This window comes from Nocardioides conyzicola, assembly GCF_039543825.1.
Taxonomy (GTDB): domain Bacteria; phylum Actinomycetota; class Actinomycetes; order Propionibacteriales; family Nocardioidaceae; genus Nocardioides; species Nocardioides conyzicola.
Genome location: NZ_BAABKM010000002.1, coordinates 1,424,673 through 1,442,487 on the forward strand (window position 1 = coordinate 1,424,673; position 17,815 = coordinate 1,442,487).

The 17,815-nt window shown below is 71.6% G+C and carries 11 protein-coding genes and 1 tRNA gene; 1 reads left to right on the plus strand and 11 read right to left on the minus strand.

The genetic code is table 11. From position 1 onward, the window contains the following. The first annotated feature begins 36 nt into the window (after nt 1–36). Nucleotides 37–384: a hypothetical protein gene (locus tag ABEA34_RS10010; protein ID WP_345521107.1), complete on the plus strand. Its 348-nt coding sequence runs from the start codon at nt 37–39 to the stop codon at nt 382–384. Here ABEA34_RS10010 and ABEA34_RS10015 read toward each other — a convergent pair. From ABEA34_RS10015 to ABEA34_RS10065, 11 genes are all read right to left on the minus strand, one after another. Continuing rightward, nucleotides 381–1,139: a crotonase/enoyl-CoA hydratase family protein gene (locus ABEA34_RS10015; RefSeq protein WP_345521108.1), complete on the minus strand. Its 759-nt coding sequence runs from the start codon at nt 1,137–1,139 to the stop codon at nt 381–383. The two genes, ABEA34_RS10010 and ABEA34_RS10015, sit on opposite strands and share 4 nt — an antisense overlap. After that, nucleotides 1,136–1,666 (minus strand): gamma carbonic anhydrase family protein, encoded by a 531-nt coding sequence (locus ABEA34_RS10020; protein ID WP_345521109.1) that lies wholly within the window; start codon nt 1,664–1,666, stop codon nt 1,136–1,138. The genes ABEA34_RS10015 and ABEA34_RS10020 overlap by 4 nt, the downstream gene beginning before the upstream one ends. A gap of 81 nt (nt 1,667–1,747) precedes the next feature. Further along, entirely contained in the window at nt 1,748–5,758 is a 4,011-nt protein-coding gene (locus ABEA34_RS10025) for an Ig-like domain repeat protein (RefSeq protein WP_345521110.1), read from the minus strand. A gap of 391 nt (nt 5,759–6,149) precedes the next feature. Next, nucleotides 6,150–6,239, minus strand: a tRNA-Ser gene (locus tag ABEA34_RS10030). 38 nt (nt 6,240–6,277) lie between these two features. Beyond that, complete coding sequence (locus tag ABEA34_RS10035; RefSeq protein WP_345521111.1) at nt 6,278–6,868, minus strand: TIGR03086 family metal-binding protein; 591 nt, start codon at nt 6,866–6,868, stop codon at nt 6,278–6,280. Nucleotides 6,869–6,923: 55 nt separating this feature from the next. After that, nucleotides 6,924–8,795, minus strand: a complete 1,872-nt coding sequence (locus tag ABEA34_RS10040; RefSeq protein ID WP_345521112.1) for a CocE/NonD family hydrolase — start codon at nt 8,793–8,795, stop codon at nt 6,924–6,926. Between the two features lie 70 nt (nt 8,796–8,865). Further along, on the minus strand, nt 8,866–14,661 hold the full coding sequence (locus ABEA34_RS10045; RefSeq protein ID WP_345521113.1) for a family 78 glycoside hydrolase catalytic domain: 5,796 nt from the start codon (nt 14,659–14,661) through the stop codon (nt 8,866–8,868). Between the two features lie 148 nt (nt 14,662–14,809). Next, nucleotides 14,810–15,034, minus strand: coding sequence for a helix-turn-helix domain-containing protein (locus ABEA34_RS10050; protein ID WP_345521114.1), 225 nt, complete (start codon nt 15,032–15,034; stop codon nt 14,810–14,812). 2 nt (nt 15,035–15,036) lie between these two features. Next, the gene (locus ABEA34_RS10055) at nt 15,037–15,642 is read right to left on the minus strand and encodes a LutC/YkgG family protein (protein WP_345521115.1); all 606 of its coding nucleotides are present in this window, start codon (nt 15,640–15,642) and stop codon (nt 15,037–15,039) included. Beyond that, a complete protein-coding gene (locus ABEA34_RS10060; protein ID WP_345521116.1) occupies nt 15,639–17,090 on the minus strand; it encodes a lactate utilization protein B in 1,452 nt (483 codons plus the stop codon). The genes ABEA34_RS10055 and ABEA34_RS10060 overlap by 4 nt, the downstream gene beginning before the upstream one ends. Then, a complete protein-coding gene (locus tag ABEA34_RS10065) occupies nt 17,087–17,815 on the minus strand; it encodes a (Fe-S)-binding protein (RefSeq protein ID WP_345521117.1) in 729 nt (242 codons plus the stop codon). The genes ABEA34_RS10060 and ABEA34_RS10065 overlap by 4 nt, the downstream gene beginning before the upstream one ends.

A 17,815-nucleotide genomic window follows, 5' to 3' on the forward strand; every position in this document is an offset into this window, starting at 1 on the left:
GACGGACGCGGGAGACACCGTACGAGGAGAGATTCGATGTCCCACCGGCTCCCGCCGCCGTCGCGACGACTGCAGACGGCACTCCTCGGTGTGCGAGCGGGCGCGCTGTCCCTCGTCGTGCTCGCCGGGCTCTGGGCTCCGGCGCACGACGAGGGCGGCGGCTCGTTCGCGGTCACCGCCGACCCGTCCGCCCGGGTGCAGCGCATGATCGACCGCCACGACTGCTCGACGACCGGCTTCGACCACGCCGACCCGGCCTCGGCGCTGATCCGGTCGGCCGACGGCCGTGTGCGGCTGGTCAGCTTCGACCGCGGCTGGCAGGTGTTCACCCGCCACGGCGCCGCCCAGCTGGTCGCGGTCTGCCTGGACGACCCGCCTCGCTAGGACACCCCGTGCCGGCCCTCGCCAGACGCGAAGCGCGCGGCGCCGTCGAGCGCGCCGGCCTCGAGGGAGGCGAGCCCGTGGCGGTACTCCGCCGCCAGGGCCTCCTCCTCGGTGAGCCCCTCCTGCTCGAGGACCGAGAGCCGGTCGTTGCGCAGGCAGGCCTGCGGCAGGGCCGCCAGCGTCCGCGCCAGCGCCTCGGCCTCGGCCCGGGCGTGGCCGGTGGGGACGACCCGGTTGACCAGGCCCATCCGCTCGGCCTCCCAGGCGTCGACCGGGCGGCCGGTGAGGATCAGGTCCATCGCCCGGCTGGTGCCGATCAGCCGCGGCAGGCGCACGGTGCCACCGTCGATGAGGGGGACGCCCCAGCGCCGGCAGAAGACGCCGAGGACGGCATCGCCGCCGGCCACGCGCAGGTCGCACCAGAGGGCGAGCTCGAGCCCGCCGGCCACGGCGTACCCGTCGATCGCGGCGATCACCGGCTTGGACAGCCGCATCCGGGTCGGTCCCATCGGCCCGTCGCCGTCCGGGGTGACCTGGTTGCCGCGCTCGGTGCCGATCGCCTTGAGGTCGGCGCCGGCGCAGAACGTGCCGCCCTCGCCGTACAGGACCGCGACGCTCTGGCCGTCGTCCGCGTCGAAGGCCCGGAACGCCTCCACGAGCGCCGCAGCAGTCGGGCCGTCGACCGCGTTGCGGGCATCGGGGCGGTCCACGACGACGGTGGTGACCGCTCCGTCGACCTCGACCCGGACGCTCACTCGACGACCTCGGGAGCGCCTGCGCGGTGGCGCTGCGCGAGCTCTTGGTAGTACGGCGGGTTCTGCTCGATCCAGAACTCCGACGACGTGCCCTCGATCGGCTTCGTGGGCTTGGCCGGGATGCCGGCGGCGACCATACCGCCCGGGATCTCGGTGCCGGGCGTGACCACCGAGCCGGCCGCGACGAGCGTGCGGGCGCCGATCTTCGCACCGTCGAGCAGCGTCGAGCCGTTGCCGATCAGGGCCTGCTCGCCGACCTCGGCGCAGTGGACGACGCAGCCGTGGCCGATGGTGGAGTTGGCGCCGACGACCAGGCTGGTGCCGGGAGCCGCGTGCAGCACCGAGTTGTCCTGGATGTTGGCGCCCTCGCCGATCACGATCGTGCAGATGTCGGCGCGGAGCACGGCGCCGTACCAGACGCTCGCGCCCTTCCCGACGGTCACGTCGCCGATCAGCGTGGCGGTCGGGGCGATGAAGGCGTCGGGGTGGACGGAGGGGCGTTTGCCCTCGAACTCGTAGATCGGCATGGGGACATTCCACACCCTGCGCGAGACAGGGCTCGCCCCGGCCATCATGGGGAATGACCGGGGCGAGCGACTGTGCGGTGACTACTTCTTGACGACCTTGACCGTCACGGTGTCCGTGCTGGTCAGGTACTTGCTGTCACCTCCGTAGGTCACCTTGATCTTGGTGGCGCCCTTGCCGGTCAGCTTCACCGGCACCGACACGGTGCCGGCGCCCGACAGGGTGCCGGTCAGCTGGTGGCTGCCGTACGCCACCTTGACCTTGCCTCCGGGCTTCGCCACACCGGCGACCCCCTTGACGGTCACCTTGACGGTGACCTTCTTGCCCGACACGACCGACTTCGGCGCGGTGGCCGTCGTCTTCGTCGAGGCCTTGGTGACCGAGTAGGTCGCCGAGACCGGGCTGCCGGCGGCGAGGGTGGCGGTGCCGGAGTAGGTCGCCGTCACCGGGTGGCTGCCGACGGCCAGGTCGGCCGGCAGCGCGAAGGTCGCCACACCGGCGTCGCTGAGCGCGACCTCGGTGGAGGTCCCGTCATAGGCCACCGTGACCGTGCCCGCATCCGCACCGCTGACGGTCACGGTGCCGGTGGCTCCGGTGCCGTACTTCGTGCTGGAGGCGGACAGCTGCACCGACGTCGAGGTCGGGATCTTGGTGACCTCGTACGTCGCCGTGGCAGGCTCCCCGGCGGCGAGCTCGTCGGTGCCGGCGTACGCCGCCGTCACCGTGTAGCTGCCCACGGCCAGGTCGGCCGGCAGCGCGAACGTCGCCACTCCGGACTCGTCGAGCGTGAGCTCCTTCTCGGTGTCGCCGTACGCCACCGTCACCGAGCCGGAGTCGGCACCCTCGACGGTCACGGTGCCGGTGGCACCGGTCCCGTACGTCGTGCTCGGGGCCGACAGCTGGAGCATCGTCGTCGTCGCACCCTTGGTGAGGGTGAACGCGATCAGCTGCGACGTCGAGGAGTCGGCCGTGGCGGTCTTGCCGAAGACCGCGGTCAGGCTGTGCGGTCCGGCGAGGAAGCCGGCCGGCACCTCGAGCGAGGCCACGCCCTCGACGACGTCGGCGCTCCCGAGGGAGGTCTCGCCGTCGAAGAACTCGACCGTGCCGTTGGTGTCCGCGCCCGACACGGTGGCCGTGAGGGTCACCGGGTCCTTGATCCCCGGGGTTTCCGGGCTCAGAGCCAGGCTGGTCTCGGTCGGAGCCAGCACGGACAGGTCGACCTTCTCGGTCCGGCCGGAGCCGGCACCGACGGCCTTCACCGGGAACGCACCCAGGACGGCGTCCTTGGCGAGCTCCTCCACGAAGGTGGCGGTGCCCGACGCGTCCGCGATGACCGACCCGAGGGTGCTGCCGCCCGAGGTGAAGGCGACCGACTCACCGCTGCGGAAGCCGGTGCCGGTCAGCGTGACCTTGTCGCCCGGCGCCGGCTCGGCGTCGGTGGTGGCGAGCTCCCCGACGACCGACTTGGCGGCGTACTCGGCGCACACGTCACCCTGGGCGCCGACGGCCGGGGCAAGCGTGACTGGCGTGGCTCCGCTGCCGCGGTCGTCGTCCCGGACCGTCAGGTTGTTGAAGGCGTTGCTGCCGGTGATGACGCCCTGCGGGTTGCTGACGGCCGCCTTGAAGTTGGTCAGCAGGGTCCCGGGGGCGGTGATGTCCCCGTACGTCGGCACCGTCACGGCCTGGCAGGTCTGGCCGGGTGCGAAGGTCACCTTCGCCCCCACCAGTCCAGCCTTGCCAGTGCTGGCGGTCGACCCGATGACGGTCAGGTAACCCGAGACCGTCTTGTCGACCGGCTTGGTGAGGTAGACCGCGATGCTCTTGGTGTCGGCAGTGTCTCCCTCCTCCACCGAGGTGGGATCGACGTTGATGGTCGGCGAGGAGCCGACGACGACCGGGGTCCCGATGCTGGAGTTCGTGAAGGCGAGGTCGGTCAGGTAGACACCGCCGGTGGCGGTGGCGTCGGCCCCGTTGGCACCCGCGAAGCGCACCTCACGGATGTCGGCGGTGTTGATGCCCGTCATGCTCGACACCGGGATCGAGACCTGCTGGAGCACGATCTTGTTGAGGGTGGTCGAGCCGCTGATCGGCATCCGGTTGACGGCGAGCGGGTTGACCGCCGACGCCAGCGTCGACCAGGTCGCTCCCGCGGAGTCGACGACGGTGATCGTCAGGTCGGTGCCGGTCACCACCGCCTCGTCGGGGGCGGTGTTGAAGGTCAGCGCCTGGTACGCCGAGGCGTTGCGCGCCGCGGCCGGGACGCGGACCGTGATCCGGCTGGCGCTGGTGCCGGAGGTCGCGGTCCAGGTGTAGCGCGTCATCGGGGAGGCCGGGACGTTCGGCGCGAAGTTCGCGGGCGTCCAGTGCGGCATCGCGCTGGTCGACCGCACCGTGCTCGCCGTGGCACACGCGGGCAGCGACTGCGGGAGCGTGCGACCAGCGGCGCTGGCGCAGACCCCCACGGTGGACGAGCCGATCGCGGTGACGGCCGGGCCGTCGGTCACGAACCGGTTGATGTCCGCGCGGGCACCGGCCGGAGCCGTGGCGATCGTGCGCAGGTCGGCGGCCGGGACCGACGGCAGGGTCGGCTTGGTGGTGCCGTCGAACATCGGCAGGAGCGCGTTCTCGCCGCCCAGGGTGAGCCGGAACCAGGCCGCCATCACGGCCGCGCCGGTCGCGTACTGGTCGGCGGCGCTGAGCCGCTGGTTGCCGGCGACCGCCGTGCTGCACACGGTGTCGCTCTTGGTGGACGTGCCGGTCGGGCTCCAGTCGTCGCTCGTGGCGTACGGGTAGGCGCCCGGGGTCCAGGTCGTGTTGAAGAAGTTGTGGTCGGCACCCATGACCCACACCGTCGACCGGAGCACGCTGTCGCCGAACGCGTAGCGGGAGTCGTCGGAGAAGTGCTGGCCCTGCTGGTTGGAGACGTCGCCGTCGCAGTAGGGCAGCATCACCAGCATCGGGATGTCCTTGACCGTCATCCGGCCGAAGTCGACCGGGGCGAGGGGCAGCACCGACTTGATGCCGAAGGGCTCGGCGAGCGCCTGGTTGAGGGTGACGGCGGAGACGACGCCCTCACCACCGCGCGAGTGGCCCATCAAGCCGACGTCGGAGAGGTCGAACCTGCCGACGAGGTCGGCGGCGGTGAGCGTCCCGGTCGGGACCGAGCCGGAGGCGTCGGCCGTCGTCGAGGCGAGCGCCTGGTCCAGGGTGAGGTCCTGGTTGAGCGCGGCGTCGTGGTAGCTGACCGGCTCGCCGGCGTTGGCCTGCTTGAGCATCTTGAGGCTGTCGATGACGAGCTGGCCGCGCGCGAGCGCACCGTTGTCGAGGGTCAGGCCCGCGTCGTTGGCGTTGATCGCGTTGGCCGAGATCGAGACGACGGCGTACCCGTGCGTCGCGAGGTTCTGGCCCAGCGCGTCGTACCCCTTGTAGCTCGGGATCTCGAAGCGGCCCGCGGCGCACGGCCAGCTGCCGCCGCTGCAGGAGCTGTGCCGTCCGTGCAGGAGGATCACGGTCGGGCGGGCGCCACCGGTGGTGGGCAGGTAGACGCGGCCCGTCATCTCGCCGCGGATGCCGCCGATGCCGGCCATCGGGATCGCCGCGTCGCCGAAGTCGTAGTCGTCCTCGGTGTAGCTGTAGGTGCCGGCCGCCGACGGGTCGTCGAGCAGCGCCTTCGCGGCCGAGCGGGACATCGCCTTGAGCGGCTTGGGCGCCTTGGCCGTCACCGGCGAGTCGGTCGGGGTCGACTGCGACGCACTGCCGCTGGACCACCCGAGCTCGACGTCGTCGGCGCCGAGGACCGAGCGGTCGCTGGTGATCACGGACAGCGTGGTGCCGTCCGCCGACTCGGTGGCCACGCCGTAGCTCACGCCGTCCACCAGGAGGGTGGGGGCGTCGTCGACCATCGGCAGCGGGTCGTCGAGCTCGAGCGTGACCTGGAGGCCGGCCGGCACGGCCGAGATGCTCCAGTCCGGTCCGGACGCGAGTCCGGGATCGGCCGTCGCGGTCGGCGCCGTGAACAGCAGTCCACTGACGACGAGTCCGGCCGACGTCGACACCACGGCAGCGTGCCGTAGTGCGCGCAGGGGTGAACGCATGATGCTCCTCTGAGGGCAGGGCGAGGAGACCGCGCGGCAGTGAGGCCCGGCGGCGTCCTACGGGGGTTGCAGCGGTGGTGGCGTGAGACCAGTCCGTGACGAACGCCGTCGTACGTCGCGGCCCGAGAAGGGGCACGGACGCCAGAGTCGACCGCAGATGCAACTTAAGAGCGCGCTGTGAAGCGAAGCGGCACGCAGTGTTACGACTCGGGACCAGTACCTGCCGACTATGTTTCCGGACTGTCAACGTCGGCTGGTCTGTGGATAGATCTCACCGCTCGGCGATTTCCGCCGGCGGATCTCCGGCCGGGGATCGTGGTGCCACTCAATTCATCCGGCGGCGAGAAATGCCGAAAGCCCCGGGTCGAGGACCCGGGGCTTTCAGACTGACTGGCGGTGGCGGTGGGATTTGAACCCACGGTGGGTGTGACCCCACACAACATTTCGAGTGTTGCACCTTCGGCCGCTCGGACACGCCACCGCCGGAGAGGTTACCGGAGGGCCTGGGTGGCGACGAAATCAGGTCGCCGGCCGGGGCGCCCAGCCCGGATCGCGCCCGGTGGCGCCGGCGAGCCGGTCGAGAGCCGGGGCGTCGGCGGGCACCGGCACGGGCGGGCCGAAGGGGCCGGTGCCGGCCTCGGGCGGGGGCTCGAACCCGGACGCGAAGCCCAGCGAGGCGAGCACGGCTGTCTCGTCCGGGGCGTAGGGCTGGCCGGTGGCGCGGGCCAGGTCCCAGCCGTGCACGACCACCTCGTCGAGGGCGACCAGGGCCACCATCTCCGCGGGCATCTCGATGGGTCCGGCCATCGTCAGGCCGTCGTACGCCGAGGGCTCGGACCACGCTGCCGCCAGCCGGTCGAGAGCGGCCGGGATGTCCTCGCGCCAGGCGGGTGGGAGCTGCACACCGTCGACGGAGGGCTGTCCCCCGTCCGGGAGGGGCTCCTTGTGCGCGGAGAGCGTGAAGGCCAGGGTCAGGCCGGCGACGTGGTCGAGCAGGTCGGCGACCGAGTAGTCCGGGCACGGGGTCGGGTCGGCCAGCTGGTCGTCGCGGATGTCCGCGACGACCGCGGCCAGCGCCCGGGTGGCGGCTCCGAAGTCGATGAGGTCCATGGCGACTCCGACCGGGCGGCCGCCCGGAACTCATCGCTCCGGGATCGACCCCGGATCAGCCGAGGCCCGGGATCGTGAGGACGGACGGGTACTTCGCCGAGTTGTGGATGGTCAGCCCGGTCAGCGTCCCCGGCAGGTCGGGCACGGTCGGGAGCAGGTGCACCACGTCGAAGGACTGGATCGCGATCCGCAGGCGGTGACCCTTCGCGATCTTGGCGGCCGTGGGGAAGACCTCGACGTCGACCGGGGCGACCTGGCCGTTGGCGAGAGGCTTCTTCGACGCCTTCGTGAAGGGGTGGAACGGCTGCAGCACCTGGCCGTCGAGGTAGCGGGTCCGCGACCTGTCGAGCGCTCGCTGCGAGACGACCTGCCAGCCGCCGGTCAGGCGGGTCACCTTGCCGTTCGGCGCGACGTCGGACACCGAGACCGACAGCATGCCGTCGCCGCTGGCGCTGGAGGTGTAGAGCCGGGCGTTGATCGGCCCGCGCAGCCGGACGGCACGGTCGAGCGGGCCGGTCTGGAAGACCACCCCGGTCGTGTCGTTGGACGCGTTGTCGCTCCAGCACGGGAGGTCGGCGAGCGCCGCCTCGGGCAGACCAGCGGTCCACTGGTTGCTGGAGCGGGTGCACAGGCCGGACACCGGGACCGGCGGCACGTACGCCGTTCCGGCCGCCACCTTGTCGCCCCGGGTGAGGGCGCCGGCGCCGCCACCGGCCGCGGCCGATCCGGTGAGCCTGAAGGTCTCGGCGCGCTGGTTGCCGATCCAGTGCTGGGCCTTGGTCCACCGGCCGCTGCCCTGCTCGTAGTAGGTGATCGGCGGGATGTCGGTGTCGAGGGTCGGGTCCTTGATGCCGCGGACGTAGCGGTCGAACCACCGCAGCTGCAGCTCGCTCAGGCTGCCGTGGCCGGCCTTGCCGACGTCGGCGCCGGACGAGCCCTCGAGGTGGTCCCACGGGCCGATGATCATCTTGGTCGGGACCCCGCGGCCCTGGAGGTTCTCGAAGATCAGCGGGGTGCCCCGCTGGAAGAGGTCGAACTCGCCGCCGATCAGGAAGGTCGGGACGTCGACCCGGTTGACCACGCGCGACGGTGAGCGGTCGCGGTAGAACTTCCCGTCGTACGCCGAGTCGCCGCCGGTGACCGCGTCGAGCAGGAGCGGCAGCGTGAAGGTGGCCGCGGCGCCGAGGTGGTCGATCAGCGCGCCGAAGCCGGACTGCGGGTCGGTCGCGGTGACCGCGGGCGGGATGACCCCGGTCGTCGTCACCAGACCGAGCCAGAGGGGGATGAAGCCGACGTCGATCTGCCCGCCGGAGGCGACGACGTCGCGGTAGACGTCGGCGGCCGGGACCTGCGGGAAGATCGCCTCGAGGCCCTTCGGTCGCTGGCCGGCCGCGAAGAGCTGGCTGATCCCCATGTAGGACGGGCCGTTCATCCCGATCCTGCCGTTGCTCCACGGGCGCTTGCGCGAGTGCGCCCACTCGACGATCTCGCCGGCGTCCTTGTCCTCGCGACGGCTGAACGCCGCCCACGAGCCCTCGGAGCTGCCGGTGCCGCGGGCGTCGACGGTCAGGTGCGCGTAGCCGCGCTGCACCAGGTAGTCGGAGCCCGCACCCGAGAGGGGGCTGCCGCCGGACGCGCTCTTGTTGTACGCCGTGATCGTGATGATCACCGGCAACCGCTTGCGCACCGCGGTGCCGTCGGCCTTGGCCGGGAGCACCAGGTCGCCGCGCAGCACGGTGCCGTCGTCCATCGGGATCGCGAGGTCCTGCTGGGTGACCGTGCCCGGATAGGTGGCCGGGCGGGGCTTCCACCCGGCGCGCGCGGCGGGCGCCGCGTCGGCGGACCCGGCGGGCCCCGCGACCGCGACGACGCTGGACAGCGCCAGCGCGGAGACCAGGGTCAGGACGATGCTGCGGCTTCGGTTCACACGGTGACAACGAGCCGAGCCCGGAGATGTAACGCGGCGTTACATCTCCGGGCTCGTCACGCCACCGGCGTCAGACGACCTTGACCGTGCGCGGGGCCGAGGTCGAGCCGGCGACCACGGACGATCCGGCGTACGTCGCCGTGACCTTGTGCTTGCCCTTGCGCTTGATCACGATCGTCGCGCTGGCCTTGCCCTTCTTCAGCACCACCGTCTTGACCGCCTTGCCGTCCACCCGGACCACGACCTTGCCGGTCGCCGTCGGCGACGAGGCGACCGTGACGCTCACCTTCAGCGACTTCCCCTTCTTCACCTTGGTCTTGTTGACGCCGACCTTGGTGGAGGAGGTGGCCTTGGCGACCTTCGCGGTGGCGGTGGAGACCGAGGTCCCCGGTGCCTTGCCGGCCTTGGCGGCCGTGACCCGGACCGAGATCCGGTGACCCACGTCGGCGGCCCCGAGCTTGAGCGTGGCGCCGGTCGCGCCCGCCACCGGGTTCCCGTCGCGGAGCCACTGGCGGGCGAAGGTCAGGCCCTTGGTGTTCCAGGACCCGGTGGTGGCCGTCAGCGTCGAGCCGTACTTCGCGGCGCCGGTGACCTGCGGGGCCACCAGTGCCTCGACGGTCGCGACGTCCGAGAGGTCGACCGTCTGGTGACGGACCGCCTCGGGGTTGCCGGCCACGTCGGTCGAGGCGAAGTCGACCAGGTGCTCACCGAAGCCCTGCACGGTGACCGCACCAGCGCCGAGCGTGACCCAGTCGCCGCCGTCGATGCGGTAGACGGTCTGCGCCACGCCGCTGAGCGCGTCGGCAGCGGTGAACGACAGCGTCGCGGAGTCGGCGCCCTCGATCCCGGAGCCCCGGGTGGCCGCCAGCGTCGTCTCGGGTGCGGTCTGGTCGATCCACACCGGCAGCGTCTGCGTCCCGGACGAGTTGTCCGCCGCGTCGGCGGCCCGGTAGGACAGCGTGTGCTTGCCCTCCCCGGAGACCACCACCGGTGCGACGTACTCCTGCCAGGTGGCACCGTCGCCGGTCTCGACGACCGGTGCCTCGTCCCGGTTGTCGGCCGCGGAGACCGCGACCGTCGCGTCGCTGCGGTACCAGCCGGCATCGCCGACCGTCCCGGAGGTGACCGACGCCGAGACGTCCGGCGCCTGCGTGTCGGCCGGTACGCCGAGCACCCACAGGTCGGCGATCGACGGGTCGAAGAACCCGCTCGCGTCCATGGGGTACTCGAACTTGATCCGCACGTTGCCGTCGTTGTCGAGGACGGCGGGGTCGTCGACCAGCAGGTCGTAGACCTTGATGCCCGCACCGGTCTCCGTGCGCGGCACCAGCTGGGTCTTCACCAGGGTGTCGTCCACGTAGACGTGGTACTTCTTCGTCCGCGCACCGTCGAAGGTCTCGATGTCGCGCAGCACGAAGGGCTGACCCGGCGTGACGTCCACCGTGGCCGAGTACCACGCACCCGGCGTGGCCGAGTTGGCGTAGCGGCGGGTGTAGCCCGCCTCGGTGTTGGTGCCGCTGCTCGCCGACTTCATCAGGTTGTGCGCGGACTCCGAGGGCCCGTCACCGAAGTCGACGTGGTCCAGCACGCCGGCGGTCGGCGGCGTCGCCAGGGCGAACACCGGGTTGGCGTCGGCCGAGACCAGGCTGGCGCCTGCGCGGCGCAGCTCCACCGTCGCCGCGACCGGTCCGGCCACGAAGTCCAGCGGGACGACGACCGGCACCTCGGCGGTGGCGCTGCCACCCGCAGGGACGGTCACCCGGGCCGACGGCACGGACTTCCAGCCCGCGGGCAGCGTCACGACGACGTGGCCGTCGATGGCCTCGTTGCCGTCGTTGGTGAGCGGCACCGTCAGCGTGGCGTGCTCGGTCGGGTCGGCGTCACCCATGGTGGCGGCGACCGTCCCGATCGCCAGTCCCGACGTCACCGTGGCCCAGTCGGCCGTGGTGTCGGTGAGCGTGAGCTCCTGGCCACCGATCGTGTACGTGAGCGTCAGGTCGGCGTCGAACGAGCCCGGCACCTGGTGCTTCGGCACCGTGAAGGTCACCGGCAGCTGGGCGCTCGCACCCACGGCGAGGGAGCCGAGGGTGGCGTTCGCCATGCCCCAGCCGTCGACCGCGACCGTGGCATCGAGACCGGTGACCGGTCCCGCCCCGGCGTTGGTGACGTCGACCGTGCCGGCGACGGTCGTCCCCGGCAGGGCCGACCCGGAGACCGGCGGCAGCGCGACCTGGATGCCCAGGCTCGCGGTCAGCGCCCGCACCAGCTGCGCCTCGATCGCGCCGAGCCGACCGTCCAGGTCGGAGCGGACCGACTGACCGACGCCGGAGGACGCCAGCCAGGAGCGCAGTGTCTTCACACCGGCGAGAGCGTCCTGCAGGTCACCCGTGGCCGAGTCCCCGGCCAGGACGGTGAGCAGCGCCGAGCTGACGTCGTCGCGGACGTTGGCCAGGCCGCCGTCCAGGTGCTCGGCGTCAGCACCGCCGAGGTCCTCGCTCTCGGCGAGGTCGCCGACGTGCGTGCGGAGCTGGTCGACCGAGCCGATGATCGCGCCCAGCCGCTCGTTGGCGGCCGTGACCTCGAACTCGTAGTGACCCGACCCGACCGTGACCGTGACCGTGCCGTCGGCGGCGGTCACGTCGGTGACGCCGTCGACGTCGGCCAGCAGGTGACCGCCCTCGGTGACGGCGTACTGGTTGCCCGCCGGCACCACGATGTCCGCGGTGGTGTTGACCGGGACGTCGACGGCGAGGGACAGGTCGTCGCCGGTCGTGGTCCAGTCGGTGTCGATCGCGCCGTAGACGGAGTCGTAGTGGCCCGACCCGTGGGTCAGGGCACCGCCGACGGCCGGCTTGACCTGGATCTTCTGGTAGCCGGGCTCGAGCGCCTTGATGGCACCGATGTTCTGGTACATCCAGTCGCCCACCGCGCCGTACGCGTAGTGGTTGAAGGAGTTCATGCCCTCGTCGCCGAAGCTGCCGTCGGGGCCGATGGAGTTCCAGCGCTCCCACATGGTGGTGGCGCCGTGCTGGATCTCGTAGCCCCAGGACGGGTAGTCCTTCTTGAGGATCATCGTGTAGGCGAGGTCGGTGCGGTCGATGCTGGTCAGTGCCGGCAGCAGCCACGGGGTGCCGAGGAAGCCGGTCGTCAGGTGGAAGTCGCTCGTCTTGAGCTTGGCGACGAACTTCTGACCCACCTTCTCGCGCAGCGCCGGGTCGGTGACGAGGTTCATCCCGAGCGCCATCGCGTACGCCGTCTGGCTGTTGCCGTCGACCGTGCCGTCGGCTGCCACCAGCTTGTCCGTGAAGGCGTCGCGGATCTGGCCGGACAGCGCGGCGTACTCGGCCGCGTCGCCGTCCTCACCGACGGCGGCGGCCATCTCGGAGAGCATCCGGGCGTCCTCGGCGTAGTACGCGGTGCCGAGCACGTCGACTCCGGTGTTGTCGTCGAGGTTGAGCCAGTCGTTCCAGTTGCCGCGTGCCGAGTCGATCAGGTCGGCGCCGGCGCCGGTCTTCACGAACCCGAAGAACTTCTGCATGGCTGCGTAGTTCTCGCGCACGATCTTGGTGTCGCCCTGGGCGTGGAAGGACGCGTAGGGGACGGTGATGGCGGAGTCGGACCAGCCGAGGCCGCTGCCCAGGTCGATCGTCGGGACGGACGGCGCGATGCCCGGCAGGTTGCCGTTGTCGTACGCCGAGTCGCGCAGGTCGGCCGTCCACTTCGAGAGGAACGCGCGGGTGTCGCGCAGGTAACTCGCCGTCGGTGCGAACACGTTGATGTCACCCGTCCAGCCGAGCCGCTCGTCGCGGGCCGGGGTGTCGGTCGGGATCGACAGGAAGTTGCCGCGCTGGCCCCACGAGATGTTGCTGACCAGCTGGTTCAGCATCGGGTCGGAGGTCTGCAGGTCGCCGGTCGCCGTGAGGTCCGAGCCCCAGACGACGCCGGTGACGTCGCCGACCTCGGGCGGGGTCGCCGCACCGGAGATCTCGATGTAGCGGAAGCCGTGCTGGGTGAACTTCGGGGTGTACTCGACGGTGCCGTCGGACTTGAAGGTGTAGTAGTCGGTCACCTTCGCGGCCCGGAGGTTGCCGACGTAGAACTCGCCGTTGGCGCGGAGCTCCTCGGCGTACCGGAACTTCACCGTCTGGCCGGCCACGCCGGAGATCTTCATCCGGGCGACGCCGACCATGTTCTGGCCGAGGTCGTAGATGTAGCCGTTCGCGACGCCGGGCGACGCGGTCCGCGTCAGCGCCGGGCGCTCGCCGGTCACGCGGACCGGCTCGTCGGGCTGCGGCACCAGCTTGGACGTGTCGGAGCCCGCCACCGAGACGGTGTTCCAGGCGGCGTCGTCGAAGGCCGGCTCGTCCCATCCCGGCTGCTCGGCGTTGGCGTCGTACGTCTCGCCGTCGATGTTGTCGGCCGCGGCGTACGGGCCGAAGTGGCTCTTCCAGCTGTCGTCGGTGTTGACGTACTGGGTCGAGCCGTCGGTGTAGTCGATCCGCAGCCGCGCGATCAGGCCGAGCGAGCTCCCGAACATGCCGGGACCCCACATGCCGACCTTGCCGGCCCACCATCCGTCGCCGAGCTCGGCGCCGAGCGCGTTGTCGCCCTCGGTGACCTGGTCGGTGACGTCGTACGTCTGGGACTGGACCCGCTTGCGGTAGTCGGTGCTGCCGGGGGCGAGGAACTGGTCGCCGACCTTGTCGCCGTTGAGCTCGAGCTCGTACACACCGTGGGCCGACGCGTAGACGCGCGCCGACTCGACGGTCTTGCCGGGCTCGGTCGTGAACTCCGTGCGGAGCAGCGGCTTGTTGGCGTCGGGCGAGCGCCACAGGACGTCCTTGCGGTCCGCGACGCGCAAGCCCTGGTCGGTCAGGGTGCCGCCGTTGAACGGGTTGCCGGCGGAGAAGTCGGTGTCCAGGAGGACGTCACCCGACTTCGCGGTCACCTTGACCGCCTTGATGTCGGCGGACTCGTTGACGTCGTTGGCGAAGTCCTGGCGGAAGCCGACGAAGCCCTTGGTCAGGGTCGCGTCGGTGCGCTGGTCGATCTGGGTGCCGTCGAGCTTGGTGGTGATGGTGCTGCCGTCGACGGTGACGGACAGCCGGTGGGTGCCGTCGAGCAGCTGGGCGGAGGTGATGCCGGTGATCGGCTGGTTGCCGAGCAGCGTGTAGACGCCGTTGACGCGCTTGTGCGGGCGGAACTTCGGGACGCCGGTGCCGTCGGCGGTCGAGATCTGCCACATGTAGGCGTTGGCGGTGTCCTTCGCGCGGATGAAGACGCCGACCGCCAGCTGGTCGATGTCGAAGTCGATGTCGGCGGTGTAGTCGGTCCACCGGTCGACCTCGCCGCCGGCCGACTTGCCGATCCAGTCGGCGTCGCCCCAGTCGCCAGCGTCCAGGAGACCGGTCTCGAACGAGGCGGGCTCGCTCCAGGCGGAGGCCGCGTCGGACCCGTCCCAGACCTTGACCTGCCAGACGTAGCGGGTGCCCGACGTCAGGTCGGGACCGCCGTAGACGACGTCCGTCTGGTTGTCGGAGGTGACCTTGCCGGAGTCCCAGACGTCGGCGGAGTCGAGCGCGTCCGCACTGCTGGCGACCCGCACCTGGTAGGCGCTCTGCACCACGCCCCGGGCCGACGACACCGACCTCCAGCTCAGGCTGGGGTCGGCGCCGGGGATGCCGAGCGGCTCGGTGCGGCCGTTGGTCTGGAGGCCGGTGACGGTCAGCGGCGCGTCGGCGGCGACGGCCGCCGGGGCCGCCACGAGCGCGGCCGGCACGCTCAGCGTCAGGCCGGTGGCCAGCGCCAGCACGGGGGCGACGAGGCGGACCCGGGCCCGAGCGCGGGTTCGAGGAGCAGACGACATGAAGGACTTCCTTGCGGCGGAGGATTTTGAAACGTTGCAACGGCAAGGTAAGCCGCTGGTGACCGCCGTCACAACGGTTCTGTCCGCATCCGGCCACAGGAAGTTCTCAGGGACCCGTTAACGATTCAGAGCGGCGCGACGCCCGTCGTCAGATGAGGCGGGAGCGCACGGCGTACACCACGGCCTCGATGGTGGAGTCCACGCCGATCTCGTCGGCGATCGTGCGCAGCCGACGGCGCACGGTGCGCTCGGACGTGCCCACCCGGCGCGCGACCGCGTCCGTGGTGTGCCCCTCCGAGAGCAGGCGGAGGATCCGCACGTCGTCCGCGGTCGGTTCCCACCGGTCGGCGGCGGCGCGACCCGAGTCGCCCATGATCACTCCTTCTCGACCAGGACCAGCACCAGGGTTCGAGGGCCGTGAACTCCCTCCACACGGTCGAGCTCGATGTCGCTGGTGGCGGACGGCCCGCTGATCCAGGTGTGGGCGCGGCTCGGGTCGAGCAGGGGCAGTGCGTCCGGCACGTCGGGGACGACCTGGTCGGCGCGCACGATGCAGACGTGCAGGTCCGGGACGAGCGAGATCGCCCGGCGGCCCTGCCCCGGGCCGTGGTCCAGGATGATCGTCCCGGTCTCCGCGACCCCCACCCGCGCGTCGGTCACGACCGCGTCGTACGCATCGAGCTCGTACGCCGTGAGAACCCGGCCGTCCGCGCCGTCCTCGTCGGCCCCGGGCACCTCGACCGAGAGCCCGGCCGGCACCACGACGCGCGCGCCGTCAGGGAGCGCGGCGGCCACCCGGACGGCGACCTCGTCGGGCGCGCAGCGCACGACCACCGCCCGGTAGTCCGCGACCCGCTCGGCGAAGTGGCCGACCACGTCGGCGAGGGGCGCGATCCGCGGCGCGACGGGCACGGCGTACCCGGCCTCGACGCCGTCGAGCGCCTTGCGCACGCGGCCGAGGATGTCGTCGCGGGCGCTCATGAGCGGCCTCCGTCGGTGCGCTTCCACCAGGCACGGAAGGACTCGGGCGGGGCCGGGGGCAGGTCGCGGGTGGAGGTCCACTTCGCGGCACCGAAGCGGCGCGCGACACGGAGCCCCAGGCGGGTGAACCGCTCGCCGAAGGCCAGCTTGCGCGAGTCGGAGAGCGCGACCGCGGCGCCCTTGAAGGCCAAGGCCTCGACCTTCGGCACCCCACCACGGTGGGCGTCGACGACCTGGGCCCGGAGGTCGACCAGGACGGACGGGATGTCGATGAGCACGGGGCAGACCTCGAAGCAGGCACCGCAGAGGGAGGAGGCGTACGGCAGCGAGTCGACCTGCTCTCCCTCAGGGCCAGGGCCACCGACGCCCTTGAGCAACGGGTTGAGGATCGCGCCGATCGGGCCGGGGTAGACCGAGCCGTAGGCGTGCCCACCGGTGCGCTCGTAGACCGGGCACACGTTGAGGCAGGCCGAGCACCGGATGCAGCGCAGCGCCTGGCGGCCGACCTCGTCGGCGAGCGCGTTGGTGCGGCCGTTGTCGAGGAGCACGACGTGCACCTCCTGCGGGCCGTCGCCGGGCGTGACGCCGGACCACGTCGAGGTGTAGGGGTTCATCCGCTCGCCGGTCGAGGAGCGCGGCAGCAGGCGCAGCAGCGGATCGAGGTCGGCGAAGGTCGACACGACCTTCTCGATCCCGACCACCGAGACCAGCACCTCGGGCAGGGTCAGGCACATCCGGCCGTTGCCCTCGGACTCGACCACGACGAGCGTGCCGGTCTCGGCGATGGCGAAGTTGGCGCCGGACACGCCGACCTTGGCCCGGAGGAACTTCTCGCGCAGGTGCGCGCGAGCGGCGGCGGCCAGGACCGCCGGCTCGTCGGTCAGGTCGTCGGGCGCCGGCCGCCCGACCTGGCCCATCTCGGCCAGGAAGATGTCGCGGATCTCGGAGCGGTTGCGGTGGATCGCGGGCACCAGGATGTGCGAGGGCAGGTCGTGGCCCAGCTGGACGATCAGCTCGGCGAGGTCGGTCTCCCAGGCGGCGATCCCCTCGGCCTCCAGGGCCTCGTTGAGGCCGATCTCCTGGGTGACCATCGACTTGACCTTGACGACCTCGTCGACACCGTGGGCCTTGGCGATCGAGGCGACGATCGCGTTGGCCTCCGCGGCGTCGTTGGCCCAGTGGACGGTCGCACCGTTGGCGGTCAGCGACGCCTCTAGCAGCTCCAGCTGGGTGCCGAGGTCGCGCAGCGCGGCCTCCTTCACGCCGGCACCGGCGAGCCGGAGCTCCTCCCAGTCGCTGACCTCGTTGACCTCGTCGACCAGGCGCTGCCGCTTGGCGCGGATCGTCCCGGTCGCGTGCGCCAGGTTGTGCCGCAGCTGGGCGTTGCCCAGTGCCTCCCGGGCCGCGGTGGGGAAGGCCGGCATCCCGACGAAGGTGCCGCCACTCATTCGGTCGCCGCCAGGATCTCGGCGAGGTGCACGGTGCGTACGCCGGCCCGCTCGCGGGTGAGCAGGCCACCGAGATGGGTCAGGCAGGAGTTGTCGCCCGCGACCAGCACCTCGGCGCCGGTGTCGCGCACGCGCCGCGTCTTGTCGGAGCCCATGGCCACCGACGTGTCGGCGTTCTTCACCGCGAACGTCCCGCCGAAGCCGCAGCACTGGTCGGCTCCCTCGAGCTCGACCAGGGTGAGGCCGCGGACCTGCTCGAGGAGCCGCAGCGGCCGGTCACCGACCCCGAGCATCCGCAGCGAGTGGCAGGTCGGGTGGTAGGCGACCGTGTGCGGGTAGTAGGCGCCGACATCGGTCACGCCGAGCACGTCGACGAGGAACTCCGACAGCTCGTAGACCTTCGGCGAGGTCTCGGCGACGGCGGACTGGAGCGTCGCGTCGCCGGACCGCCGCGCCACGATCGAGTGCTGGTGCCGCGCGCAGCCCGCGCACGACCCGGACGGCGTCACGACGGCGTCGTACCCCGCGAACGCGTCGACGAAGTTGCGGACGACGGGCACCGCCTCGTCGAGGTATCCGGTGTTGACCATCGGCTGCGCACAGCAGGTCTGCGACTCGGGGAACTCCACGTCGACCCCGAGGCGGCGCAGAAGACTGACGACGGCCTGGCCCGTGCCGGGGTAGAGCGCATCGTTGATGCACGTGACCATCAGCGCGACCCGCAT